Annotated in this window: 24 protein-coding genes, 2 tRNA genes, 1 pseudogene and 1 other annotated feature; of the genes and pseudogenes, 19 read left to right on the top strand and 8 right to left on the bottom strand. The window is 39.6% G+C overall.

The features are described 5' to 3' along the window. Nucleotides 1-63 precede the first annotated feature (63 nt). Together COE25_RS24935 and COE25_RS24930 are read left to right on the top strand one after the other, a co-directional pair. Nucleotides 64-138: transfer RNA gene (locus tag COE25_RS24935), tRNA-Gln, on the top strand. 2 nt (nt 139-140) lie between these two features. Continuing rightward, a tRNA-Lys gene (locus tag COE25_RS24930) sits at nt 141-213 on the top strand. A 268-nt stretch (nt 214-481) separates the two neighbouring features. Here the strand turns inward: COE25_RS24930 and COE25_RS24925 are convergent. Beyond that, nucleotides 482-919, bottom strand: coding sequence for a VOC family protein (locus COE25_RS24925; RefSeq protein ID WP_088085025.1), 438 nt, complete (start codon nt 917-919; stop codon nt 482-484). Between the two features lie 87 nt (nt 920-1,006). Then, nucleotides 1,007-1,915, bottom strand: a pseudogene (locus tag COE25_RS24920) (IS1595 family transposase). 413 nt (nt 1,916-2,328) lie between these two features. Between COE25_RS24920 and rocF the strand changes: the two are divergent. From rocF to COE25_RS24880, 8 genes are all read left to right on the top strand, one after another. Next, nucleotides 2,329-3,225 (top strand): arginase, encoded by an 897-nt coding sequence (rocF, locus tag COE25_RS24915; RefSeq protein WP_098934544.1) that lies wholly within the window; start codon nt 2,329-2,331, stop codon nt 3,223-3,225. 264 nt (nt 3,226-3,489) lie between these two features. Then, nucleotides 3,490-4,053 carry an RNA polymerase sigma factor SigW gene (gene sigW, locus COE25_RS24910; protein WP_088085027.1) on the top strand — a complete coding sequence of 188 codons (564 nt, stop codon included), beginning with the start codon at nt 3,490-3,492 and terminating at the stop codon, nt 4,051-4,053. Between the two features lie 18 nt (nt 4,054-4,071). Continuing rightward, nucleotides 4,072-4,698, top strand: a complete 627-nt coding sequence (locus tag COE25_RS24905; protein ID WP_373605374.1) for a zf-HC2 domain-containing protein — start codon at nt 4,072-4,074, stop codon at nt 4,696-4,698. Between the two features lie 130 nt (nt 4,699-4,828). Continuing rightward, nucleotides 4,829-5,656: a diadenylate cyclase CdaA gene (gene cdaA / locus COE25_RS24900; protein ID WP_098934543.1), complete on the top strand. Its 828-nt coding sequence runs from the start codon at nt 4,829-4,831 to the stop codon at nt 5,654-5,656. After that, on the top strand, nt 5,649-6,878 hold the full coding sequence (locus tag COE25_RS24895) for a CdaR family protein (RefSeq protein WP_098934542.1): 1,230 nt from the start codon (nt 5,649-5,651) through the stop codon (nt 6,876-6,878). The genes cdaA and COE25_RS24895 overlap by 8 nt, the downstream gene beginning before the upstream one ends. Nucleotides 6,879-6,916: 38 nt before the next feature. Next, on the top strand, nt 6,917-8,266 hold the full coding sequence (gene glmM, locus COE25_RS24890; protein WP_098934541.1) for a phosphoglucosamine mutase: 1,350 nt from the start codon (nt 6,917-6,919) through the stop codon (nt 8,264-8,266). A 476-nt stretch (nt 8,267-8,742) separates the two neighbouring features. Beyond that, on the top strand, nt 8,743-10,545 hold the full coding sequence (glmS, locus tag COE25_RS24885; RefSeq protein ID WP_098934540.1) for a glutamine--fructose-6-phosphate transaminase (isomerizing): 1,803 nt from the start codon (nt 8,743-8,745) through the stop codon (nt 10,543-10,545). A gap of 104 nt (nt 10,546-10,649) precedes the next feature. Continuing rightward, nucleotides 10,650-11,153 (top strand): class I SAM-dependent methyltransferase, encoded by a 504-nt coding sequence (locus COE25_RS24880; protein WP_098934539.1) that lies wholly within the window; start codon nt 10,650-10,652, stop codon nt 11,151-11,153. Between the two features lie 61 nt (nt 11,154-11,214). Here COE25_RS24880 and COE25_RS24875 read toward each other — a convergent pair whose 3' ends face one another. Continuing rightward, entirely contained in the window at nt 11,215-11,721 is a 507-nt protein-coding gene (locus COE25_RS24875; RefSeq protein ID WP_257208951.1) for a cytochrome c biogenesis protein CcdC, read from the bottom strand. A gap of 287 nt (nt 11,722-12,008) precedes the next feature. On the opposite strand from COE25_RS24875, the gene COE25_RS24870 reads away from it, so the two are divergent. The 4 genes from COE25_RS24870 (at nt 12,009) to COE25_RS24855 (ending at nt 15,276) form a co-directional block, all read left to right on the top strand. After that, complete coding sequence (locus tag COE25_RS24870) at nt 12,009-12,986, top strand: ABC transporter ATP-binding protein (protein ID WP_098934538.1); 978 nt, start codon at nt 12,009-12,011, stop codon at nt 12,984-12,986. Further along, nucleotides 12,983-13,786 carry an ABC transporter permease gene (locus tag COE25_RS24865; protein ID WP_088085038.1) on the top strand — a complete coding sequence of 268 codons (804 nt, stop codon included), beginning with the start codon at nt 12,983-12,985 and terminating at the stop codon, nt 13,784-13,786. Before COE25_RS24870 ends, COE25_RS24865 begins: the two co-directional genes overlap by 4 nt. A gap of 6 nt (nt 13,787-13,792) precedes the next feature. Continuing rightward, the gene (locus tag COE25_RS24860; RefSeq protein ID WP_098934537.1) at nt 13,793-14,575 is read left to right on the top strand and encodes an ABC transporter permease; all 783 of its coding nucleotides are present in this window, start codon (nt 13,793-13,795) and stop codon (nt 14,573-14,575) included. Between the two features lie 128 nt (nt 14,576-14,703). Next, nucleotides 14,704-15,276, top strand: coding sequence for a TetR/AcrR family transcriptional regulator (locus tag COE25_RS24855; RefSeq protein WP_098934536.1), 573 nt, complete (start codon nt 14,704-14,706; stop codon nt 15,274-15,276). Between the two features lie 73 nt (nt 15,277-15,349). On the opposite strand, the gene COE25_RS24850 is transcribed toward COE25_RS24855, so the two are convergent. Continuing rightward, complete coding sequence (locus COE25_RS24850) at nt 15,350-15,625, bottom strand: hypothetical protein (protein WP_098934535.1); 276 nt, start codon at nt 15,623-15,625, stop codon at nt 15,350-15,352. A gap of 265 nt (nt 15,626-15,890) precedes the next feature. Next, a complete protein-coding gene (locus tag COE25_RS24845) occupies nt 15,891-16,148 on the bottom strand; it encodes an alpha/beta-type small acid-soluble spore protein (protein ID WP_088085042.1) in 258 nt (85 codons plus the stop codon). 104 nt (nt 16,149-16,252) lie between these two features. Next, nucleotides 16,253-16,464 (top strand) — a binding site (T-box leader). Nucleotides 16,465-16,515: 51 nt separating this feature from the next. Here COE25_RS24845 and argS point away from each other — a divergent pair. The 4 genes from argS (at nt 16,516) to COE25_RS24825 (ending at nt 21,193) form a co-directional block, all read left to right on the top strand. After that, nucleotides 16,516-18,210, top strand: a complete 1,695-nt coding sequence (gene argS / locus COE25_RS24840; RefSeq protein ID WP_098934534.1) for an arginine--tRNA ligase — start codon at nt 16,516-16,518, stop codon at nt 18,208-18,210. Nucleotides 18,211-18,282: 72 nt separating this feature from the next. After that, entirely contained in the window at nt 18,283-18,747 is a 465-nt protein-coding gene (locus tag COE25_RS24835) for a DinB family protein (RefSeq protein ID WP_098934533.1), read from the top strand. A 275-nt stretch (nt 18,748-19,022) separates the two neighbouring features. Then, entirely contained in the window at nt 19,023-20,849 is a 1,827-nt protein-coding gene (locus COE25_RS24830) for an APC family permease (RefSeq protein ID WP_098934532.1), read from the top strand. Between the two features lie 14 nt (nt 20,850-20,863). Beyond that, nucleotides 20,864-21,193, top strand: a complete 330-nt coding sequence (locus tag COE25_RS24825) for a hypothetical protein (RefSeq protein WP_098934531.1) — start codon at nt 20,864-20,866, stop codon at nt 21,191-21,193. Here the strand turns inward: COE25_RS24825 and uptA are convergent. Further along, a complete protein-coding gene (uptA, locus tag COE25_RS24820; RefSeq protein ID WP_098934530.1) occupies nt 21,190-21,783 on the bottom strand; it encodes an undecaprenyl phosphate transporter UptA in 594 nt (197 codons plus the stop codon). The two genes, COE25_RS24825 and uptA, sit on opposite strands and share 4 nt — an antisense overlap. Before the next feature lie 169 nt (nt 21,784-21,952). Continuing rightward, the gene (mgtE, locus tag COE25_RS24815; protein ID WP_098934529.1) at nt 21,953-23,308 is read right to left on the bottom strand and encodes a magnesium transporter; all 1,356 of its coding nucleotides are present in this window, start codon (nt 23,306-23,308) and stop codon (nt 21,953-21,955) included. Between the two features lie 229 nt (nt 23,309-23,537). Between mgtE and COE25_RS24810 the strand changes: the two genes are divergently transcribed. Continuing rightward, a complete protein-coding gene (locus COE25_RS24810; RefSeq protein WP_088085049.1) occupies nt 23,538-24,314 on the top strand; it encodes a hypothetical protein in 777 nt (258 codons plus the stop codon). A gap of 194 nt (nt 24,315-24,508) precedes the next feature. Here the strand turns inward: COE25_RS24810 and COE25_RS24805 are convergent, their stop codons facing one another. Then, nucleotides 24,509-25,177, bottom strand: a complete 669-nt coding sequence (locus COE25_RS24805) for a sulfite exporter TauE/SafE family protein (RefSeq protein WP_088085050.1) — start codon at nt 25,175-25,177, stop codon at nt 24,509-24,511. Nucleotides 25,178-25,226 lie beyond the last annotated feature (49 nt).

Genomic DNA, 25,226 nt, shown 5'->3' with positions numbered 1-25,226 from the left:
GTCCCCCTCCACCATTTATATTTTTAAAAAAGTTGGACATACTAAATAATATTACATCTCTATTGGGCTATAGCCAAGCGGTAAGGCATCGCACTTTGACTGCGACATGCGTTGGTTCAAATCCAGCTAGCCCAGCCAGAGAGCCATTAGCTCAGTTGGTAGAGCATCTGACTTTTAATCAGAGGGTCGAAGGTTCGAGTCCTTCATGGCTCATATAGTAACAGTCAGGAACTTTGGAGAAATCTCCAAGGTTCTTTTTTTATGAAAAGGCTCTGTTAAATTTAAATGTTGATTTTTTATATAATAAATTAGGGGAACCTTCATTTGTCAAGGTTCCCCATTTTTTTTTTAGCTATTGCCCCCGTTTGTCCAACAAGGGCAAAGAACGACTGCCCATAAAAAAGACAGCCGTCCAGTCTGATATATCAGTGTGTTTAGTTAAGCGAAAGTGTTTCTATATATATGTCAGCATATCGTCTGTTTATTTGATTTTCTCCGCCAACTCTAAAATAATTCCCTCTGGACCACGAACGTAGCATAACTTATAACTTTCTTCATATTGCTGTATTTCACTAAAGATTTCCGTGCCCTTCTTTTTCAATTTTGCAACAATAGCTTCAATATCTTCAACAGCAAAGCAAATATGTCGGATACCCAGCGTATTTGCAAAAGGTTGCTGAATATCTTTTTCATCTGACGGCGTATAAAATTTGACTAGCTCTATCCATGCCTGACCATCTGGCATCCCTAATCCTACACATGCCGTTTTAACATCATTAAGCCCAACTATTCGGTCCAACTGTTCTCCATCCAATTCCCATTCCGCTTGCACTTCAAGTCCTAAATCAAGAAAAAACGCTTTAGCCTCTGAAAGATCATTTACGTTTATACTCACATGATCTATTCTATTGATCTTCATATCTCATACCTCCTTGAGATTAAGTGCTCATCGCAGAATTATTCAACAAACTTATTGCAAATTCCTGTCACGATTGTTAAATAAGCACTATACAGCGAATTTTGATAAGCGTAAACTATCGTAAGTATCTGTCATTTCAAAGACAAATGATGATAATAGAAAATCTTTAATATTGTGCTTTGTGTTTTCGTTACTGCGGCTATCGACAAACAAAAACCAGGCTAGGTAGTTATCAAGGTACTTCGTTGCGACACCTTTAAATCGGTTTATGAATTGTTTCAATCGGGAATGGAGACCATTAACGTTTTGAATATGATATAAGCCCTTAATAACGTGTTTACCATCGTTTGATTTAATTCTGTAATGCTCAATGCCTTTTTCTTTTGCATACGTTTTATAGGCTCTCCAAGCATCTGTTACAAGTACATTTTCGGGTGTCAACTTTGAACCAATCATTTTTTCAACTTTCGTCTTAACAATACGCCCCATACAAGCTACTTTTGAAATAGTCGCTTTTGTACGATCTCTAGCAACAAGAACACAAACCTGCTCGTGGCTGATTCTTCTGTGTTTGGAGCTGCCGCCACGTTTACGGGGTTTTCTACCAGTAATGTCACGTTGACCTTTTTGAGAGTATAAGAAATAGGTCTCATCGACCTCGACAATACCCGCAAATTGTTCAAAATCGATTTGTTTAAGAGCGTTCAAGAGCTTGTGTCTCCAAGGTATTTGTTGTGTCTGTAAAAGTCTTCCTGCAAGATTTACAACGATAACGTTGACGACCATTGTATTTCCCGAATCGAACAACGTGCACAGAATTACAGTGAAGGCACTCAAACCCATCTTTAAAGCGTGTCTCCCTCATTTCATTGATTAAACGTCCACCGACAGAGGAAGAAGGATCAACATAACGTTTTACCCATTGATAGACTTGTTCTTTTTTTGTAAGGGTTAATTTATCAATGTGATTTAATAATTGCTAAACGCCTTGTCCATCCTTATAACCTCCCCGAATACTTGTTCCTATATTAATTATATAAGGGAATCAGGGAGGTTTCAATTATCACCATTTACCTTTAACACAGCCTATGAAAAAGAAACAAAGTATCGTCAATAGGGGCTATTGACAACAAAAGTTTATAAAAAAAGGATCAAAGTGACGTCAATAAGGGCTATTGGCGATAAAAATTCATGGGACAAGCATCAAAGTGTCGCCAATCAAATCAGAGAATATTGAAATTCATTAGTCCAAAAGGGATCAGCGTTAGTTTTTTCTTAAATTTACATCCCTGCCTTAAATCAATTATTGGTTTAAGGTTTTTTCGTATATATATACATAATTTTGTCGAGTTGAGTCATCGGTATGAAAGCGGTTAAAATAGATACATAAAGAGGTAGGAGGAATTAATATGAGTAAGCTTTCAATTATTGGAATGCCGATGGATTTAGGTCAAATGCGACGAGGGGTAGATATGGGGCCAAGTGCCATCCGTTATGCCGGGATGGTTGAACGACTTAAGCCGCTATTTGATGAAATACATGATCTAGGTGATATTCCAATTGGCAGACCTGAAGTTGTAGTGGATAAAGAATCCAATTTGCGGAATCTTGATTTAGTTGCTGAGAAAAGTGCTTTGTTGGCAGAAAAAGTAGATGCTGCTGTCGAGTCAGGTGCGTTTCCGCTAGTGCTTGGCGGGGATCATAGTATTGCTATTGGTACTTTAGCAGGTGTCTCTAAACATTATAAAAATCTTGGTGTCATTTGGTATGACGCACATGGGGATCTAAATACGGCTGAGACAAGCCCATCTGGTAATATCCATGGAATGCCACTAGCCGTAAGTATCGGGTTAGGGCACAGCATGTTAACCGAGATTGGAGGATATGGTCCTAAAGTAAAACCTGAAAATGTAGTCATTATTGGTGCAAGAGCGCTGGATGATGGTGAAAAAGATTTAATAAAGGAAATAGGAATCAGAGTTTATACAATGCATGAAATTGACCGGATGGGGATGGCCAAAGTAATGGAAGAAGCCATCGCTTACCTGAAAGAGAAGACGGATGGTGTCCACCTTTCACTTGATTTAGATGGCCTAGACCCAAATGATGCTCCAGGCGTTGGAACACCAGTTATGGGTGGAATCAGCTACCGAGAAAGTCATCTTGCTATGGAGATGTTAGAAGAAGCAAAAATCATTACCTCAGCAGAATTTGTAGAAGTAAATCCCATTTTAGATGAAAAAAATAAAACTGCTAAAGTGGCAGTTGAACTGATGGGCTCATTATTCGGAGAAAAATTATTATAATAAATAAGTAAAGCTGCATTTCGTAAGAAAACGGGCCAACCTGTTCTTCTAGCGTGATGCAGCTTTTTTCTATTTTCTTCTTGTCAAAAAATTAAAAACCGTGTCAATTTATCTCCCTTCATAAAATCTTTAAACTAATTAGTAAGCCCTTTTAGTAAATTTTTGTTAATATTAAAGGTATTGAGAAGTTTTTTCGTGTAAAACGAAACTTTTTTGCTAACGATTCGTATTATCGGATAGCAGCAATGGAGCTGAGGTAACGTAATGGACGCAATTGTAAAAAAGAGAATAAAACAAGTAATCAAAGGGGATCAAGATGCCTTTGGTGAAATCGTTGAAATATATAAAAACAGTATTTATCAACTATGTTTCCGGATGCTTGGAAATCGTCATGAAGCTGAGGATATGGCACAGGAAGCTTTTATCCGTGCTTATGTGAATATCAAAACCTTTAATCAAGACTTGAAATTTTCAACCTGGCTTTTTCGGATTGCAACCAATCTGTGTATTGACCGAATGCGAAAAAAGAAACCGGATCATTATTTAGATGCAGAGGTTGCAGGGACAGAAGGATTAACAATGTATTCGCAGATCCCTTCGAACACACCGCTGCCAGAGTCAGAAGTAGAAAGCTTAGAGCTGCAGGATACGGTCCAGAAAGAGATATTAAAACTGCCCGATAAATATCGGACAGCCATCGTATTAAAATATATTGAAGAGTTGTCCTTAAATGAAATTAGCGAAATTCTTGATTTACCACTTGGAACGGTTAAAACAAGGATTCACCGTGGCCGGGAAGCGTTAAGACAACAATTACGATATGTGTGATAAGAGGTGAAACTGATAATGTGTCCAGAACAAATCATCGAACTAATGCATGAATACTTAGATGAAGAAATTACACCTGATCAAGAACGAATATTAAGAGAACACCTCCAAAACTGTAAAGAATGCGAAGCTATATTTAATGAGCTAAATAAGACGATCGCTTTTGTAAAGAGTGTGTCACATATGCAGGTACCTGATGACTTTACAGCGAATGTGTTGTCTCGTTTACCAAAAGAGAAACGAAAGATTTGGATGCAGCGTTGGTTGAAAAACCATCCTATGCTTGCAGCTGCCTCTTTATTTCTCATATTAATGATGGGAAGTGTATTTTCTACTTGGAATCAAGATCGAGAGTTTTCTGTCTCGAAGCAAAAAAACTTAGTAGTTAAAAATAATACGGTTATTGTACCTAAAGGTGAGACGGTCAAGGGCGATGTCATTGTTCGAAATGGGACATTAGAAATTGAAGGTGAAGTCCAAGGTGATGTGACAGTTATCAATGGTGAAAAATATTTGGCCTCTGCAGGACATGTAACAGGGCAGATTGAAGAGGTAAATGAAGTGTTCGATTGGATTTGGTATCATATTAAAAGAACCGCACAAGATGTGGTTCAAATATTTGAAGACCAACCGGAAACCAAATAAAAAAACAAATCACTCTGACCGGGTGATTTGTTTTTTTACCCAGATACATATAATAGGTACAAGATGTATTTATGGTATAATAAATAGGTTGTAATTTATTTGTGTTAAAGAAAATTACGGAGGAAGAACAATGCCGTTTGCTGATTTCGAACTATGGAAGTATTTAGCTAGTATTGTTGATATTGTCCTCGTATGGTATGTCATTTACAAGCTGATCAATGTGATTAGAGGAACGAAGGCTGTTCAATTACTAAAAGGCATTCTCGTTATTCTTCTAGTCAGAGTTGTCAGTGAGTTTCTAGGCTTCCAAACATTAAGCTGGATGATGGAACAGGCGATAACATACGGGTTTCTTGCGATTATTATCATATTTCAGCCAGAACTTAGAAGAGCCCTTGAGCAATTAGGCAGGGGGAAGTTCTTTTCAAGAAGCAGTAATCTGGATGATGAAGATCCGGAAAAAACGGTTGAGGCGATTGTTAAGGCAACTGATTATATGGCAAAGCGCCGTATTGGGGCGTTAATCTCGATCGAACGAGAAACGGGAATGGGCGATTACATAGAAACGGGAATCCAGTTGAATTCCAATATTTCTTCTGAATTGCTGATTAATATTTTTATCCCAAATACACCGCTCCATGATGGTGCGGTAATCATCCAAAAAAATAATGTCGCAGCAGCCGCATGCTATCTGCCGTTATCCGAAAGCCCGTTTATTTCTAAGGAGCTAGGAACCAGACATCGGGCTGCATTAGGAATAAGTGAAGTGACTGATAGTGTCACTGTCATTGTTTCTGAAGAGACAGGTCATATTTCCCTTACAATGAACGGGGAGCTTCACCGAGCGATTAATACAGAGCAACTGAAAGAATTACTTACGAGTGAATTGTTAATTCATTTGAAAACAAAACAAGCTTCTTCAGCTCGTTGGAACTGGAGGGGGAAAAATAATGGATAAATTGATGGATAATCCTTGGTTTATTAAAATTCTTGCCTTGTTGTTAGCGGTACTTTTATATTCTTCTGTACCACATACAGGTAAAAAAATAACGGATGTGAATGTGCCAGGAGAGCAATCAATAGAAACCATTACCAATATTCCTGTAAAGGTTTATTATGATACGGAAAATCTAGTGGTGTCAGGAATTCCAGCCACGGTTGATATCACTTTAAAAGGACCAATAACGCACATTCAGTCTGCCAAAGCGTTGAAGAACTTTGAGGTTTACGTAGATTTATCAAAAGCTAAAATTGGGAAACAGAAAGTAAAATTAAAAGTAAGAGACCTGTCGGATAAATTGAGTGCGACTGTGAAACCAGATAGTGTAAATGTATATGTTCAGGAAAAAATCACAAAGGAATTTAAAGTTGAGGCAGAATTTAATGCGAGCCAAATAGAAGCGGGTTATTCTGCAGGACAACCCGCTGTCGAGCCAAATAAAGTGAAGATTACCGGTGCAAAAAGTATCATCGACCGGATTACTTATGTAAAGGCTGCCCTTGAGGAAAAAGGTCAACTGAAAGAAACCATATCAGACGAGGCTCATGTCCAGGTTCTTGACAAAGATCTAAATAAGTTAAATGTAGTGGTGGATCCGGAAACGGTAGAAATCACGATACCAATAAAAAGCAACAGTAAGACTGTACCGATAAAAATTGTTAAAAATGGTACAGCCCCAGAAGGTGTGACGGTTGAATCGATTGATATCGATGAAAAAGTGGCAACAATCACAGGGGATGAAGATGTTCTTAAAAATACGGATAGTGTCCGTGTTGAGGTCGATCTCAGTAAAATTACCGATAACACCACCCTTACATTGCCTGTTATCATCTCTAATGGAATTACAAAGGTTACCCCGCAAACGGTAAAAGCAACCGTTGTGGTCAAAAAACAAGAAGAAAAAACTGTTTCGGATGTACCGTTAAACATTCAAGGATTATCCGAAGAATATAAGGCCACGATTAACGATCCAGGAAATCAAATGATTAATATACTTATTAATGGTCCCTCTTCGGCAGTTAGCAGCGTTAGGCCTGAGGATTTCAAAGTCTTTATTGATTTGTCTGGCCTTGTAGAAGGAGATCATATAGTCGACATTCACGTGGAAGGACCTTCGGCTGTAAAGTGGAAACCTACTAAATCATCAGCGAAAATTACGATCGAAAAAAATAATGCCTAATATCTAGCAATACACATGTTGAAGGAGAGATTTTTAAAATGGGAAAATATTTCGGGACCGACGGGGTACGTGGAGTAGCAAATAGCGAATTAACACCTGAGTTGGCCTTTAAATTAGGCCGCTATGGCGGATATGTTTTAACAAAGGATAAAGACCGTCCCAAAGTACTCATCGGACGGGATACGCGTATATCTGGCCATATGTTAGAAGGAGCCCTTGTGGCAGGGTTATTATCCATTGGAGCCGAAGTTATGCGTTTAGGAGTTATATCTACTCCAGGTGTTTCATATTTAACCAAAGCTTTAGGTGCCCAAGCAGGAGTCATGATTTCTGCTTCTCATAATCCAGTGGCTGATAACGGCATTAAATTTTTTGGTCCCGATGGCTTTAAGCTTTCCGATGAGCAGGAATTAGAAATTGAGACGCTCATCGATTTACCAGAAGATCAACTGCCTCGTCCAGTGGGTTCGGAACTTGGTCAAGTCATGGATTATTTCGAGGGCGGTCAAAAGTATCTCCAATATTTGAAAAATAGTGTGGATGAAGATTTTACAGGAATCCATATTGCCTTAGATTGTGCACACGGGGCAACGTCGTCTCTAGCGGCACACTTATTTGCCGATTTAGATGCGGACCTATCAACAATGGGCGCCTCTCCCAATGGCTTAAATATCAATGCAGGAGTGGGCTCAACACATCCTGAAGCACTAGTAGCCTTAGTCAAAGAAAAGGGTGCTGATGTAGGTCTTTCCTTTGACGGTGATGGCGACCGTTTGATTGCGATTGATGAAAATGGAGCAATTGTTGATGGGGACCAAATCATGTACATTTGCGGCAAATATTTGAAAGAACAAGGCCGCTTAAAGCATGGGACGATTGTATCAACCGTTATGAGTAATTTAGGCTTCTATAAAGCACTTGAGGCACATGGGATCCATAGTGTACCGACAGCGGTAGGTGACCGTTATGTTGTCGAAGAAATGAAGAAAAATGGGTTTAATCTGGGCGGCGAACAATCAGGCCATATTATTTTCTTAGACTATAACACCACAGGTGACGGTTTATTATCAGGCCTGCAATTAGTCAATATTATGAAGGCAACTGGGAAGCCTCTTTCTGAGTTGGCTGGTGAAATGAAAAAATTCCCACAAAAGCTTGTCAATGTGAGAGTAACCGATAAACATCATGTAACCGATAATGCAAAGGTAAAAGAGGTTATTGAGCAAGTTGAAACTGAAATGGCAGGAAACGGAAGAATTCTTGTCCGACCATCAGGAACGGAACCGCTTGTTCGCGTCATGGCAGAGGCACCGACAGAAGAACTTTGTGAATCCTATGTAAACAGGATTGTCGCAGTAGTAAAAGAAGAAATGGAATTAAAAGAATAAAGCAGAAAAATATATGCATAGGGGAACGATTCAAATCCCTTATGCATATTTTATTATGAATGAGCTATAAGTAATGAGAAAGATGAAAATCCCTGATTATGGTTGACGGTGACGCTCAATCATAGTAGTATTAATTTGCTTTGTTTTTTAAAGCAGATTGAATGCATATTTTTAATGAAAGGTGGGTAGCAAGAGAATTGTCCTTTTAAAAGCGCCTGGACTAACATAAAGTGGTGAGGTTAGTTGACGAGGAGGAGGAGTATCGAATGTTCGGCGGATACCTCCCGGTTGAGACGCACAACCGAAAATTTCTTCTTTAAAACACAGGGGCAACTCTGTGCACAAAGAGAAGAAAATGCGCATACTAGAAGTAATGTTTCAAAAGGGTATAGACAGATACCTGACCATAACATTGATCAGGGGGCAAGTATTGCCTCCAAGCATTATTGCCCCCTGGATAGGGAGGAAACAGAAGAATGTGTGGAATTGTTGGATATATTGGGAATAGAGACTCGAAAGAGATTTTACTAAAAGGTTTAGAAAAACTCGAATATAGAGGCTATGATTCAGCTGGAATCGCTGTAAAGAATGAGAACGGAATTCATGTTTTTAAAGAAAAAGGTCGTATTGCTGATTTACGCAGTATTGTTGATGAGGATGTACATGCACATATCGGGATTGGACATACACGCTGGGCAACACATGGGGTGCCAAGTAAAGGGAATTCCCATCCGCACCAGAGTACATCTGACCGTTTTACGCTCGTTCATAACGGGGTCATTGAGAACTACGATCTTTTAAAACAGGAATATTTATCTGACGTAACGTTTGAAAGTGAAACGGATACAGAAGTTATTGTTCAAATGATTGAGTTATTTGTTAACGAAGGTTTGGAAGTATTAGAGGCTTTCCGTAAAACGTTGACTCTTTTACATGGTTCATATGCACTAGCGCTTTTAGATGCAGAAGATAATGAAACCATTTATGTGGCCAAAAATAAAAGCCCGCTTCTTGTTGGTTTAGGTAAAGGCTTCAATGTTGTGGCAAGTGATGCAATGGCGATGCTGCAAGTAACTGACCAGTACGTGGAATTAATGGACAAAGAAATTGTTATCGTAACAAAGGATAAAGTAACTATACAAAATCTGAACGGTGAAATTATCAGCCGTGAACCATATACAGCTGAACTTGATGCTAGTGATATTGAAAAAGGAACATATCCTCATTACATGCTGAAGGAAATTGATGAACAGCCGCTTGTGATGCGCCGTATTATCCAAACATATCAAAATGAGCAAGGTGAATTAACCATTGATCGTGAAATCATCGATGCTTTAAACGGAGCGGATCGTCTGTATATTATTGCAGCTGGTACTTCCTATCATGCAGGACTTGTCGGGAAGCAGTTCATTGAGAAAATGGCAAAGATCCCCGTCGAGGTTCATATCTCCAGTGAATTCGGTTATAACATGCCGCTTCTTTCTGAAAAGCCGTTATTTATCTTCATTTCACAAAGTGGAGAAACAGCTGACAGCCGTGCCGTTCTTGTTAATGTAAAAGAGATGGGTTACCCTACACTAACGATTACAAATGTTCCAGGCTCAACGCTTTCTCGTGAAGCGGACTATACGCTTTTATTACATGCAGGTCCTGAAATTGCTGTTGCTTCAACGAAGGCATATACAGCACAGTTAGCGGTATTAGTTATTTTAGCTGAAGTTGCTGCCAAAAGCCGCAGCTTAGAAATTGACTTTGATCTTGTAAAAGAGCTTGGTATTGTTGCGAACGCAATGGAAGTTCTCTGTGATTCGAAAGAGCTTATTGAGCATATCTCAAGAGAGTTTTTATCCATAACTCGCAATTGCTTCTTCATTGGCCGTGGGATTGACTTCTATGTTGGTTTAGAAGGTGCCTTGAAACTTAAAGAAATTTCCTATATTCAAGCAGAAGGATTTGCAGGCGGCGAATTAAAGCACGGTACGATTGCTTTAATTGAAGAGGGTACACCGGTTGTTGCTCTAGCTACTCAAGAAAGTGTAAACATGAACCTGCGCGGAAATGTGAAGGAAGTAGTTGCTCGCGGAGCTAACCCATGCATCATTTCGATGAAGGGGTTAGATCGTGACGAAGATAGCTTTGTGATTCCAGAAGTAAATGAATTATTAACACCTCTGATCTCTGTTATACCAATGCAGTTACTTTCATACTACGCTGCCCTGCACCGCGACTGTGACGTTGACAAGCCACGTAACCTTGCGAAATCGGTGACTGTTGAGTAAATAAAAGTGTTAAATAATAAACTAAAGCTAAAGACTCGGTCCGGTGTTTTGGGATCGGGTCTTTTTCCCCTTAATGGATGAAGAAAAATAGCTAATCGCCGCCAATTGGGCAAACGCTATCGCCTGAGGAAATAGGCATTGAAATCCCTGAAAATGTAAGGTTTGTTCCGGTAGATTTAAAAAATGACTCCCTTCATGATCCATTGAAGAAAAGCGGCTATGATGAACAAAAATATACTTATTTTAGCCTGTTGGGCGTTGTTATGTACCTAGATAAAAAGGATTTCTATCAACTTCTATCTTCTGTTACGAAAATGTCTGTAAACGGAAGCTCTATTATCTTTGACTACCTCGATGATACTGCTTTTGATGACAGTATTGCCTCTAAGAAGCTAACCCAAATGCGACAAATTACTGCACATACAGGTGAACCAATGATTTCAGGCTTTGATCCGTTTGAACTCGATAGGGAGCTGCAGGATTGTAATATGTTACTCTATGAAAATCTTTCACCTGCTAATATCGAGGATATGTATTTTATGGGAAGAGAAGATGGACTACACGCCTTCGACCATTTTTATTTTGCTTATGTAGTTGTTCATAAATAACAGGAATCTTTAGACACCGTTCATTTGTTATGAACGGTGTCTTTTTACTTTGGTATTATAATCATCTAGATTCCGCTGGTCGATTGCCTACATGTAATTTGCGAAATTTAACATAGCTTCCAATTCGCCAAACGCAGATATACAGAAATGCCGATATCATTGTCAGAAGTGTAAATTCGATGTAATCCATACTTTTGAAATACTGACTTAAAGTTATGCGAATGACAATGATTGCGATGATTACATATTTAAACGTTTTATTTGGCTTTGAATAAATCAATCCATCTTCGCGGACCTCATATGATGTTTGAGTTAGCATAATCGCTCCAAACAATGTGCCGAGTAGACCAGCAATCAGCATTTCCCAAAAGACGGGCAGATGAAAGGGCTCACCTGGAATGTGCAGCAACTGACTGATACTAAACGAAAACATGACCAATACAAATAAAACAGGAGAGATAATACCGAAACCGCCTCTTTTGATTGGTCCTTTTCTTCCTTTCACTTTGAAAAAAAGAACAAGACCAATAATAACGAGGACAATTGCCATAATTATGATTGTTTTCAATTTGCTTCAATCCCTTTCGGAAGACATATAAATAATATTTTTATTGTATTGTTATCATAAGGGAAAATAACCTATGTACGGTAGTGGGAAATTTCATGCTTTTTAGTATGAGATTGTTCATGATTCTATGAAGAGCCCATGTTAGATGCGAGAAAGAAGATGAGTGTATATTTTGTTAAAAGTTCAAACATTAGTTATTTTATTATTCAGAAAATTATTGACAACAATAAATATAAAATGTTATTATTTTCCTCTGTGACTCAGGATAGATCAGGAGGGGATAACGGTTGATTCATCTACAAGGGATAAGCAAATCTTTCAAGGTAGCCCAGAGCCAGACAGGCGTTCGTCAGGCTGTGAAGTCTCTTTTTTATCGAAAACATACGGTTGTTGACGCTCTAAAGGATCTTTCTTTTTCTATTAAACCAGGAGAAATTGTCGGTTACATAGGTCCGAATGGAGCGGGGAAGTCCACCACAATAAAAATTATGAGCGGGATCTTGGTGCCTGACACCGGGAATTGCACGATCATGGGTTATACACCATGGAAAGACCGGGTGCATTATGTCCAAAATATTGGAGTTGTTTTCGGTCAGCGCTCACAGCTATGGTGGGATGTTCCGGTAATGGATTCCTTCGAACTCTTAAAAGACATCTACAAGGTTCCCCAGAAAGAATATCAAACTACGATTAATCTACTCATCGAAACGCTAGAACTGAAAAACATAATCAATTCACCCGTCCGACAATTAAGCTTAGGGCAGCGGATGCGCTGTGAAATAGCAGCTTCTCTCCTACATAATCCGAACATCTTATTTTTAGACGAACCAACCATCGGCCTTGATGCTGCTTCTAAAATAGCTGTCCGCCAATTCATCAAAACGATCAACAAGGAAAAGGGAGTCACCGTCATCCTGACCACGCACGATATGAATGATATCGAAGCGTTGGCTGGCAGGGTTCTTTTAATCGGAAAGGGGAGCTTATTGTACGACGGCAGTTTAGAGGAATTAAGAAAACAATTTGGTTCCCAGAAAACAATCACTGCTGATTTCCGCAAAAATGTAAATCCCATCGAGATCCCACATGCAAACGTGCTTTCATGGTCGCCGGAACGGGTCATCCTCAGCATTAATACGGAGCAGGTTAAAACATCGGAAATCATTACTCAGTTGTCCGATAAGCTTGAGTTGATTGATGTTTCGATTGAATCCCAACCGATTGAGGAAACGATACTCCAGCTTTATAAGGAGTACCGAATATGAGAGTGTATCTATCTGTTTTGAAGCTGCGGTTAAACATTGGCATGCAGTACCGGACTGCCGCATTGGCAGGAGTAGCTACTCAATTTTTCTGGGGTTTTATCTCAATTATGGTATTTGAAGCATTTTACGAATTTGCAACGAAAACTCCTCCTATTTCCTTAAAGGAATTAATCACCTACATTTGGCTGCAACAGGCCTTTCTTGTGTTCGTTACCGTCTGGTTTCGCGATAACGAGCTATTTGATTTGATAACAAGTGGTAATATTGCTTACGAACTATGCCGGCCATGTGAGCTCTATGGTTATTGGTATGCCAAGCTTCTGGCGCAGCGGCTGTCCAGTGCCTTCTTGCGCTGCTTTCCGATTCTAATTGTTTCATTCTTCTTGCCAAAACCATACAAGATGACACTGCCGCCAAGTTTACCTGCATTTCTATTATTCACATGCTCATTACTACTAGGATTACTTCTCTTAGTAGCGATCTCGATGTTCTTATATATATCCGTATTTGTGACCTTGTCCCCAATGGGATCGCTATTAATATTTGGTGTCCTCGGCGAATTTTTTGCTGGATTAATCATTCCTGTACCGCTTATGCCGGACTGGCTTCAAAAAATAGCTAATGTCCTGCCGTTTCGCTGGACGGCGGATTTCCCGTTCAGGGTTTACTCAGAACATATCCCACCGCATGACGCCATCATCGGTATCATCATCCAATTGATTTATATTGTGGGTCTTGTCTGGCTAGGGAGGTCGGCACTAAATAGAGTATTGAAGAAAGTTGTCGTCCAAGGAGGTTAACCAAAAATGAGAATATATTTTAAATACTTATTGATTCTCTTTAAATCACAAATGCAATACCGGACATCGTTTTGGCTATTATCGCTGGGCCAATTTTTTATTCCTTTTTCGATCTTTGCAGGTCTATACTTCTTATTCGAACGGTTTGGGCAAATAAAAGGATGGCAATTCTTTGAGGTAGCACTTTGCTTCGGGATCATTCATATGGCGTTTGCGCTGAGTGAATGCTTTGCCCGCGGTTTTGATGCTTTTTCCAGCTTGGTTCGGAATGGTGAATTTGATCGATTACTCGTTCGCCCTCGCAGTACGTTTATTCAAGTACTCGGGTCCAAATTCGAGTTTACGAGAGTCGGCCGGCTCCTTCAAAGTACGATTGTATTGGTCTGGGCCCTAATCCATCTCAAAATAGAATGGAGTATGGTAAAAGCAGTCACACTAATGCTGATGATTGTTAGCGGTGTGCTTATTTTTACAGGCATCTACATCTTGGCGGCCACCCTGTGTTTTTGGACGATTGAAGGACTTGAGGTGGTTAACATTTTTACCGATGGCGGGAGAGAAATGGCGCAATACCCATTAAATATTTATCAAAAGTGGGTAGCCCGTTTTTTTACCTTTGTAATCCCGTTTGGGACCGTGAATTACTTGCCGCTTCTTTATATTCTTGGAAAGAACAGTGGGAACGTCCTCCTATATATACTGATTCCTGTAGCTGGCAGCTTGTTTATCCTCCCGTGTCTCCTTGTCTGGCAGTTTGGTGTAAAACATTATCGCTCCACAGGTTCCTAAATCAAAAGCTGAGTTCTTATCTAATCCGGAACTCGGCTTTACTTTTGACCTATTTGGAAACCAAACCTATCTTATGGTATATTTAAGTAAATGACTGAAAAACTGAAATGGTCAGTAGGGGTGTGGACATGGCAACAGATAGAAGAAAGATGATTGTAGAAGCGGCAACAAAGTCTTTTTCATTATTTGGCTATAAAGCAACAACGATGGATCAAGTCGCAAAACTGGCCAATGTAGGCAAAGGGACGATTTATACCTTTTTTAAAAACAAAGAAGAATTATTCGAAGAGATAATTTCCACTTTGGTCAAAGAAATGATTGCTGAGGCAGAATTCGTCATCGAACCAGAGTTACTCTTCACAGAAAACGTGCACCGGGCACTTTATCGTTTATTAGAGTTTCGCGCTCAGCACCAACTGATGATTAAACTGGTGCAAGAGGAAGCGGAAATGGGGACTCTAGCGGTTTCGGAAATGCTGCAGCATGTTGAGGATGAAATCATTGCCTATTTAAGGCAGAAAATTGACACGGCTATCACGAAAGGGGCAATCCCACCGAACGACACCGAAATTACCAGCTTTCTTCTTTTAAAAATGTATATTGCCCTAGTTTCAGACTGGGAAAGAAATCATCAGCCGCTGAGCTCGGAACAAATTGCGGAAATCATGAAAGTATTTTTAGTAAAAGGTCTATCCAAATAAAAAAAGACTTGTGCGTACCTCTATACAAGTCTTTTAATTAATCGGTGCGTCACTAAGTGGCGCTACCGATTTCTTATTTTAAAAGATAAATATTTTTTGAAGCAGTGGCAATTTTTTGCCTATTCTTATTACTGCTTCCTGTGAGTTCTTCCATTAAACTTAAAAATGTTCCAAAAAGGTAATTAACCACGGAACCGGCAAGTATTCCAAATCCTAGTGCAGTTAAGAAATAAGTAGTATTGTAACCGTTTACAAATTGACCTAACAAAATAAGAATGAGCCCTAGACTGCTTCCAAAGATAGCTGTTTTCTTAAATGTAAAAATACTCTTTAAGTGTTTTTCCTGCATCACCATCAACTCCCTTGTAAGAATATTCTATCAATTGTCACAAAATTGTCAAACTTTTTTTAAAAATTTTGCTCTTTTAAACTTAGCTGTTGATTTCCTCTCAATGCGCTTCGCTTTCCGCGGGTACTAACCGCCTCCTCGGCGCTAACCGCCTCCTCGGCGCTACGCGCCTTCCGCTCCAATCAACGTAGGCTTTAAAATCAACAATGCCCTTTAACACAGCCTATAAATAAAAAAGGAGACCTAACAAATTAGGCCCCAGGTATTACTTTTTCTTCGCTAAGTTTTCTTGTGCCATTTTGACCAACTCACGGACCATGCTGCCGCCCAGCCTGCCGCCAACCTTACCGGCCTGTTCAGACGTGAGCTGACCATTATAGCCCTTCTTCAATGGAACACCCACTTCTTCTGCTGCTTCAAATTTCGCATCCTCAGGGTTCTCAGTATTCGCGACCTTCGCTTTCAACACATCCAAGCCATTGCGCGCCTCGGGGACAAGGATTTTATTTCTTCTTCTCGCCATAAAAAATCCCTCCTTTAGTTGTAGGATTACCTGAATGTAAAAAATAATCAACAATCACTGGAAAAATCCATTTTAATCCAGTATAATACGGATAATAAATTCGGATAAAATCAATGATAAAGAGAGTAGTTATCTATGATGTACCAGCGATTCAGGGGTGGTGGGAGCCTGAAACAGAACAGATAATGAAGCGCACTTTTGAGATGTGTACCTGAACTCGAGTAAGGTATGCCGGAGGATCCTCCGTTACAAAGGAAAGCTGGTTCTTTTGAACAATTAGAGTGGTACCGCGGGATAATAAACTCTCGTCTCTTTTAGTAGAGACGGGAGTTTTTTGTTTTTTTAGAGATAAAAGGAGGTATTAAAGATGAATTTTAAGCAGGAGCTTGCTGCCATTTTACATGAATTACTGGACCAAGAGATTTCACAAACCAATCTGGAACTGATGATTGAAAAACCTAAGAATCAGGAGCTCGGAGATTTAGCCTTTCCTTGTTTTACACTAGCGAAGCTAAAGAGAAAATCCCCCAATCTAATGGCTGAGGAGTTAAGTAAGAAGATTAACTCTCCCATTTTTGAAAAAGTAGAAGTGGTTGGAGCCTATCTTAATTTCTTCCTAAACAAAAAGACTGCTTCTGAAAAAGTAGTGAATGAAATCATCTCGCAAAAAGGGAAGTATGGTGCGCTTACGTTTGGGGATGGCGGTGCTGTCACCATAGACATGTCCTCCCCTAATATTGCTAAACCCTTTTCAATGGGGCATTTGCGGTCAACGGTGATTGGCAACTCGCTCGCATTAATTGTCGAGAAATGTGGTTACAAGCCGATTAAAATCAATCATCTCGGTGACTGGGGGACACAGTTCGGGAAGCTGATCACTGCCTATCAATTATGGGGAGATGCCGAAAAGGTCAAGCAGAATCCGATTAAAGAGCTATTAACCCTGTATATAAAATTTCACAAAGAAGCGGAGACGAATCCAAGCCTTGAAGACCAAGGGCGCAGCTGGTTTAAAAGGCTAGAAGACGGAGACGAACAAGCATTAAAACTCTGGAAATGGTTTCGTGATGAGTCATTAAAAGAGTTTTCGCGAATATATCAGTTAATGAATGTCGAATTTGACTCTTATGCCGGCGAAGCCTTTTATAATGACAAAATGGAGCGTGTCGTCAAGCTTCTTGAAGAAAAACAGCTATTGGTCGAATCCGAGCAGGCACAGGTGGTCGAGCTCACCGAAGAACAGCTGCCGCCATGCCTGATCAAAAAATCTGATGGGGCAACGCTGTATGCGACCCGAGATTTAGCGGCGGCTCTTTATCGCCAGGAGGAATACCAATTTGTCCTATCCCTATATGTGGTTGGCCATGAACAAAGCCTCCACTTCAAACAGTTAATGGCTGTGTTAGCAAATATGGGCTACGATTGGTCGAAACAAATGCATCATATTCCATTCGGATTGATGCTAAAAGATGGAAAGAAAATGTCCACGCGAAAAGGCAAGGTAGTTTTATTAGAAGAGGTCTTAAATGAATCAATTGCGATGGCGAGGCATAATATTGAAGTGAAAAATCCAAATCTCACAAACAAAGAGGATGTGGCTAAACAGGTCGGTGTTGGAGCAGTAATTTTCCATGACTTAAAGAACAATCGAATGAATGATATTGAATTTTCGTTAGAAGAGATGCTCCGCTTCGAAGGAGAGACAGGTCCCTATGTACAATACACCTATGCTCGTGCCTGTTCTATTTTACGAAAGGCGGATGTAAATGCGGAGTTAGGTGCGTTAACCTACGAAAATACTTGGGAGAAGGAGTGGAAGATAACCAGCCTTTTAATGGAATTTTCGCCAGCCATTAAAAGAGCTTGTATAAACTTTGACCCGTCCCAAGTGGCTAAATATGTTATTGATCTAGCACAAGCCTTCAATAAATATTATGCAGAGGTAAAAATCCTCGAAGACACTCCAGAACAGCAGGCACGGTTAGCGCTTGTCTATGCAGTAACGGAAGTTTTGAAAGAAGGATTATGTTTATTAGGGTTACAAGCTCCAGCTGAAATGTAAAAGGTATTAGTTTAGTAATCGGGTGCTATCGTATAAAATATAGCTATACAGTGAAAAGGGAGGCAAAGTGGGATGAGTGAATTATTATTTAAGCATTATGATTTAGCAAGGGATAGGTTTGTTAAAAGTGTTGATGCATTAGAAGAGGGGATTGCTGATGTTCAGCCGGAAGGGTTTAACAATACCATCCACTGGCATGTTGGCCATGTCTTAACTGTTGCCGAGCAATTTATGTTTGGCTTCCCGAAAAAATCAACCCAGCTGCCAGCAAACTATATGGAGTTATTTGCCTCTGGGACTAGTCCAGCTGCTTGGGACGGAGATGTTCCTCAGCTGCAGGATTTGGTCGTGCAGCTGCAAGAACAAGTGGCAAGGATTAAAGAAATTCCAGCGGAGAGTTTTAACCAAAGGCTTAAAACACCATTCCTTGGTCAGGAAACGTTTGGTGAACTAACAAATTTTGCGATTTTCCATGAGAGTATTCATTTAGGACAAATTCAGGCAATGAAACGTGTCATTAATGCAGCGGTAAAATAGTTTTTTGAAAAAAGCTACTGTAAAAGCATGGAGACTAAATAATGGCTCCATGCCTTTTTGTTTGACGAATAGTGGTAAAAATAAATATTATATGCCCTCAACTTATAATTTTCTTCATAATCATGCTATTTAGGATAAGACTAAGTAGTAATATTAATTTTAATCGACATTACATGAAGAATTTGGTACTTCTTCAAAAGAAACACTTCATATTAACTACAGTCTTGTGTTAAAATCAATCGGTAATTCTACTTCTAATGTGGTGGGTGAATCAGGTGCTCTCTTCTTTTAAGAGATTCTTAATCGGCCGGCCGTTAAAATCAACGGCACTAGGCGAACAAAAATTAAACATTTTGAAGGCGTTAGCGATTCTCTCTTCCGATGCCTTATCATCTGTAGCTTACGGAACTGAACAAATTCTAATTGTGTTAGCAACGGTAAGCGTCATTGCCTATTGGTATTCGGTTCCGATTGCAGTTGGAGTATTATTTCTATTAGCGGCGCTAATCCTTTCCTATCGGCAAATTATCTATTCCTACCCGCATGGCGGTGGGGCCTATATTGTTTCGAAAGAGAACATCGGTGAGAAAGCGGGATTAATTGCCGGGGGATCCCTTTTGGTCGATTACATATTGACGGTGGCAGTAAGTGTTTCTGCTGGTACGGATGCGATTACGTCAGCCTTTCCAACCTTACATGAGCATACCGTCGGGATTGCGTGTGTTCTGGTAGTTCTGATTACAATTCTTAATCTACGCGGTTTAACAGAATCAGCGTCAATCTTAGCTTATCCGGTCTATTTGTTTGTTGTTGCCTTGTTCATTTTAATTGGTGTGGGTCTCTTTAAAATCATGACTGGCCATGTATCACCGACTGTTCAGCATGCACCAATTGGGGCGCCTGTTCAAGGGATTACGCTTTTCTTGCTGCTTCGCGCCTTTGCGTCGGGATGCTCGGCATTAACTGGGGTAGAAGCCATATCGAATGCGATCCCAAGTTTTAAAGATCCGGCACCAAAGAATGCGGCCAAAACATTAGTATTAATGGGGACGCTTCTTGCGTTGTTATTTACGGGTATTACTTTCCTAGCTTATTATTACGGTATATCGCCAAGGCATGACGAAACGGTCGTCTCGCAAATTGCCAAAGAAACCTTCGGGCGTAATTATCTTTACTTTTTTGTCCAAGGAACAACCGCCCTTATTTTAGTTCTGGCAGCTAATACTGGATATTCTGCTTTTCCTTTATTAGCGTATGCACTTGCCAAGGATAAGTATATGCCAAGAATGTTTACGATTAGGGGGGACAGGCTCGGGTATTCGAACGGGATTGTTTCCTTAGGAGTAGCCTCCATCTTGCTTATTATCTTCTCTAAAGGTCAAACAGAGCACTTAATCCCGCTTTATGCGGTTGGTGTATTTATTCCGTTCACCTTATCTCAAACGGGAATGATTATTAAATGGTTACGGGAAAAACCGGCCGGATGGGTTGCTAAACTTAGTGCCAATTTAATTGGCGCGCTCATCACCTTAGCTGTGTTAATTATTTTCTTCCTGACGAAATTTAGTCAAGTATGGTTTGTGGTGATCTTCTTACCAATAATCGTTTTTGCCTTCAAACGAATTAATTATCATTATGAAGCGGTGGGGGAACAATTGAGGATTCATCCCGACCATCCAGCGCTACCGATTGAGGGAAATGTCATTATTGTACCTGTTGCAGGGATTACGAAAGTGGTTGAAAACTCAATAAATTATGCGAAATCATTAACTGACCAAATCTTTGCTGTTTATGTGTCGTTTGACCGTGAGGATGAAAAGCGATTTGAAGAAAAATGGCAGCAATGGCAGCCGGATGTCAGGCTCGTTACCTTACAATCACATTATCGAAGTGTGCTTATTCCCTTATCGAAATTTATTGATACTGTAGAAAAAAAGGCGGAGGAAAATAATTATCGTGTAACGGTTTTGATTCCGCAGTTTATTACCAAAAAGAGTTGGCATAATATCCTGCACAATCAATCAAGTTTATTAATTCGTACCTATCTTATTTTTAAAAAGAGGGTTATTGTGTCCACACTGCCATTTCATTTTAAAAAGTAAAAGGTGGGTGGGATATGGATTTTTTGGTCGAAAATAAATGGATCATACTAGTCAGTCTTGAAGTATTAGCGTGGTCATCGACAATCTTTATGTTATATGCCAGGTATGGTTTGAAATCAAGCTTCTGGTTTAAGATAGCAACGGTATTATTTGCGCTAACAGGGGTAATTCCACAGGTGTTAATGGGGATCGTAAACTTTATAGCAACCAAGAAAGTCGACCTCTTCACGTTAATCATTGTTTTACTCATTTTATATGGATTTACGCTTGGGAGAAACCATGTGAAAAGGCTTGATACATGGGCACAAAGGAAATTCTCAGCAAGGAAAAACCACCGGGATTAATCGGTGGTTTTCTTTGTTTTTTTGATTAAAAAATAGATCGCCCCTAGAACAATGGCTCCGATGATGGCCGGCATCACATAGGGGTGTGCGTATTCTTTAATATGTGCCCAGTTACTGCCTAGGACTTTACCTAGGTATAGAAACAGAATGGTCCAGGGGATAATGGCTGCCACAGTGTAGAGAGTAAATTTAGTTGCTGACATTTTGGCAATGCCCGCCGGAATGGAAATCGCGTGTCTGACAACTGGAATGAACCTTGCGGAGAAAATCACTCCAGCACCATATTTTTCAAACCATTGTTCAGCTATATCGATATGATTCTTTTTAATAAGGACATATTTTCCGTATTTTTCTAAGAAAGGTCTGCCCCCGTAGTAACCCGCCCAATATAAAAATAACTGGGCGAGCGTTCCGCCGATCGTCCCGGCAATCACTGCCCCGATAAAATTAAGATGCCCCTGTGAAATCATATACCCGCCATAACCCAAGACGATTTCACTTGGAATAATCTCTATCATTAATCCTAAGGCAATGCCGAAATATCCTAATTGTGATAAGAACTCCAAAATATTATTAATAAAGTCTGTCATAATCCACCTTCACTTATTAAAAAATAATCAGTCTAACTTAATAATTTTATAACAGTTTGTCTCATAATGATATAAATATGGTGTTTATCATTGAGACATTCAAAATTCATGGAAATTTTGAAAGGTCTACCTTACTTAACGATTCACTTCAAAAAAGGTTTCATTTTTTCTACAAATACTTTAAAAACATGGTTGCAATCCCAAAGTAGGTAAGCAATGAAAAAATGTCATTCAAGGTGGTGATCAGAGGTCCTGAGGCAACTGCAGGGTCAATTTTTAAACGAAAAAGAATAAGCGGAATAATCGTCCCTGCAAGTGTCCCAATGATTAACGTGAAAAATAGCGAGCAGCCGACAACGGCACCTAAAATGAGACTTCCCTGCCATATATATGCGATGACCGCGATAAGAACAGAGCAGGTGATCCCGATCGTAATCCCAACACCAAGCTCCCTTGCGATTAAGCGGGTAATTACGCCCTTATCAATATCGTAGGAAATCAGCCCTCTTACTACGACCGCAAGGGATTGGGTTCCAGTGTTTCCTGTCATCCCTGCAATCATCGGCATAAAAAAGGCAAGTGCTACAACCTGCTTGAGGGTATCTTCAAAACTGCTGATAATTCTCCCAGAGATGACTCCGATGAACAAAAGCAGGATGAGCCAAGGGAGTCTTCTTGCAGCCGCAACTAATGTTTTGGTTTCAAAGTCGATTGATTTCCCAGTAGCAGACAATTTTTCGATATCTTCATTTGCTTCCTGAATCACGATGTCGATAATGTCATCGACCGTGACAATCCCAACGAGGACATTATTCTCATCCACAACCGGAATGGCTAGGAAATCATACCGTTCCACGATTTGCGCCACAACCTCTTGGTCTGTTGCCACCGTAACGGAAATAATCCTTTCATACATAATCGTTCGTATCTTTTCGTCTGGCTCTGCTAATAGTAAATCACGATAAGAAACTACGCCGACAAGTTTTCGGTCTTCATCAATCACATATAAATAGTTAATAGATTCGGCAAATTCTGCGAATACTTTAAACTTATCAACTGCTTCACGAACCGTAAAATAGCTTCGGATCCAAACAAATCGGTTGGTCATGATTCTTCCGGCTGTTTCCGGAGGATATTTCATGATATCTTGGACGGCATTAGACTCCTCTGCTTTCATCCCAGATAGGAGGGAATCCTTCTTCTCCGGTGATAATTCATGCAGTAATAACGCCAAATCATCATTATCCATTAAATCAAGGACCTTACTTGATTTTTCAATTCCTAAAATATTTAATAAGCCGAGCTGGTCTTCTTTATCAAGCTCTTCCATTAGGTCAGCTAGAATATCAAATTTTAAAAACAGGAGAAATCGTCCTTTGTGTTTTTCAGGTAGATCTTCATATATCTTCGCTATATCATAGGGTTGGAGTTCTTCGAGTATTTTTTCGAATTCAGTTTTTTTATTTTCTTTTAAGGTTTTAATAATATAAAGACTTAATTCATCTTGAGTCATATCTTTAATCATATGTGATAGACCAGCTCCTTATCTTGCTAATGCATAGATTCTAATTTGATAAAGAAATATAGATGAAAAAGGAAAGTTAACAAATAATAATCAATAGGCATAAACCTAGTATGTGTTAATCAAACTTATTATTTGTAAAAGAATTGAAATAAGCTATTTGGACTATTATTTGATAAAATAAGGAAGTATTGACTAAATCATTTCATGTGTTGATCGGAGGAGGTTTGCTTTGAAGAAGCATCATCAAGACATACAGGATCTCATCTATGTCCATTTGAACCAAACAGACCAGTATGTAATGTCTTCCGGTATCGAATTTGCTGAATTCGCTGCTGCTTTTTCAGGTTCATTAAATCACTTGCTTTTACTAAAGCACCGCTTTGATGATGCTGATTTTAATATGCATACACAACTCGAATATTGCCCTGAAGAAGGAATTAAAAAGTTAGCAGCGGACAATGTTTATAGTTACGAAAACTTTTGCTGGATTGATTTTATTGAGGAAGATGTGTTGAATGAACTGACGGGACAGGAAATCGCTGAATTATTGTACTTAGGTCATCAAAAGCATCATTTGAAATTGCCTTTTTATAATAAATTAGGGAACCGTTTTGTTTATTTAGCACAAGATGATGGCTGGTATAACAAAACTTATTACCGCAGCTTCAAAGATTTTTTTCATGTGCTTAGCGAAGTAGTGGCCGTAAAATTAGGAGATCTTAAGATTGAAAAATCGATCCTGGGATTTCGTAAGAAAAGAACGTATCCTCAGGTGAATAAAGAAATCCTGCTTTCATTAACACCTTTCATTAAAGAAGGAATTTGCATATCATTACGAGCTGCAGATCACCAGCGAGGGAAAATTGAAATTCCCATCTGGGTAATTGGTGATTTCGCGAATATGGATGATATGGTGGAGGAATATGATCAAATATCATCTAAACCATATCACGCGAAAATTATTTTTGATAAGAAGACAAAAGAATGGAAATTAAACGTCATCTAAATCATTTGGCTTGATAAAATAGTCCCACTCCATTTGGGGTGGGACTTCTTCATTGTCCAGCTCCAGCGCCCAGTGGACTTCGCCCTTTTCCCTACGATAAGTCAAGCACGAATGCGCTAACGCTCTCCGTGTTTCCTTTATCTCAGTCAAAGTGCTCCAGTCCATACGCCGCTAAACGGGCGCTTGCGCTTTTATTATGAAAACCAAAGGCTGAATAATCCTTCGTTCACGCCTAAGTTATACATATAATAAATTCCGAATAATATGCTGATAATGCCTGCGAGATGATTCAAATATCTATTCAACTGTTTACCGGATGTCAAAACAAAGGGGATACCAATAACAGTTGAAAAGCTGAGCATACCAACAACGGTGCCACAACCGAAAATAAGTATGTATAAAGCACCTTGCCACGCGGTCGAAACGGTACTCATTGTAAGCAGAACCATTGCTGCACTGCCGGCAAGCCCGTGAATGAGCCCGATGAAAAAGGATTTATAATGGGTACGGCCTTTTTTTTCAATGGTCTGGCTACCCTCGGTGTGTGGGTGATGATGGCGATGTTTCATAAACGCTACAATACTATTTAAGCCGAGACTAACTAGCATAATTCCCACGATAAACTCAAGACTCAGGGCGACCGTATCTGTGATTGTGTTTTTGGCTACAATCAAAAACATTCCAACAATGAAAAGAGTAGCCGTGTGCCCGATACCCCAGTAGACACCGGCAAAGATTGAGCGCTTTAAATTTTTTGATTCGCTTGCAATGGTTGAAACTGCAATAACATGATCAGGCTCGATTGCATGCTTAATTCCCAGCAAAAAGCCTAATAATAATATGGATAAAAGTGATCCCGTCATTATGTGCCTCCAGATTAGCGTTTTAAAATAATTATACATGAAATATTAG

The sequence above is a fragment of the Bacillus sp. AFS031507 genome, assembly GCF_002584635.1.
Lineage (GTDB): Bacteria > Bacillota > Bacilli > Bacillales > Cytobacillaceae > Neobacillus.
Note: the sequence above shows the minus strand (reverse complement) of the source record. Positions and strands in the feature narration are given on the sequence as shown.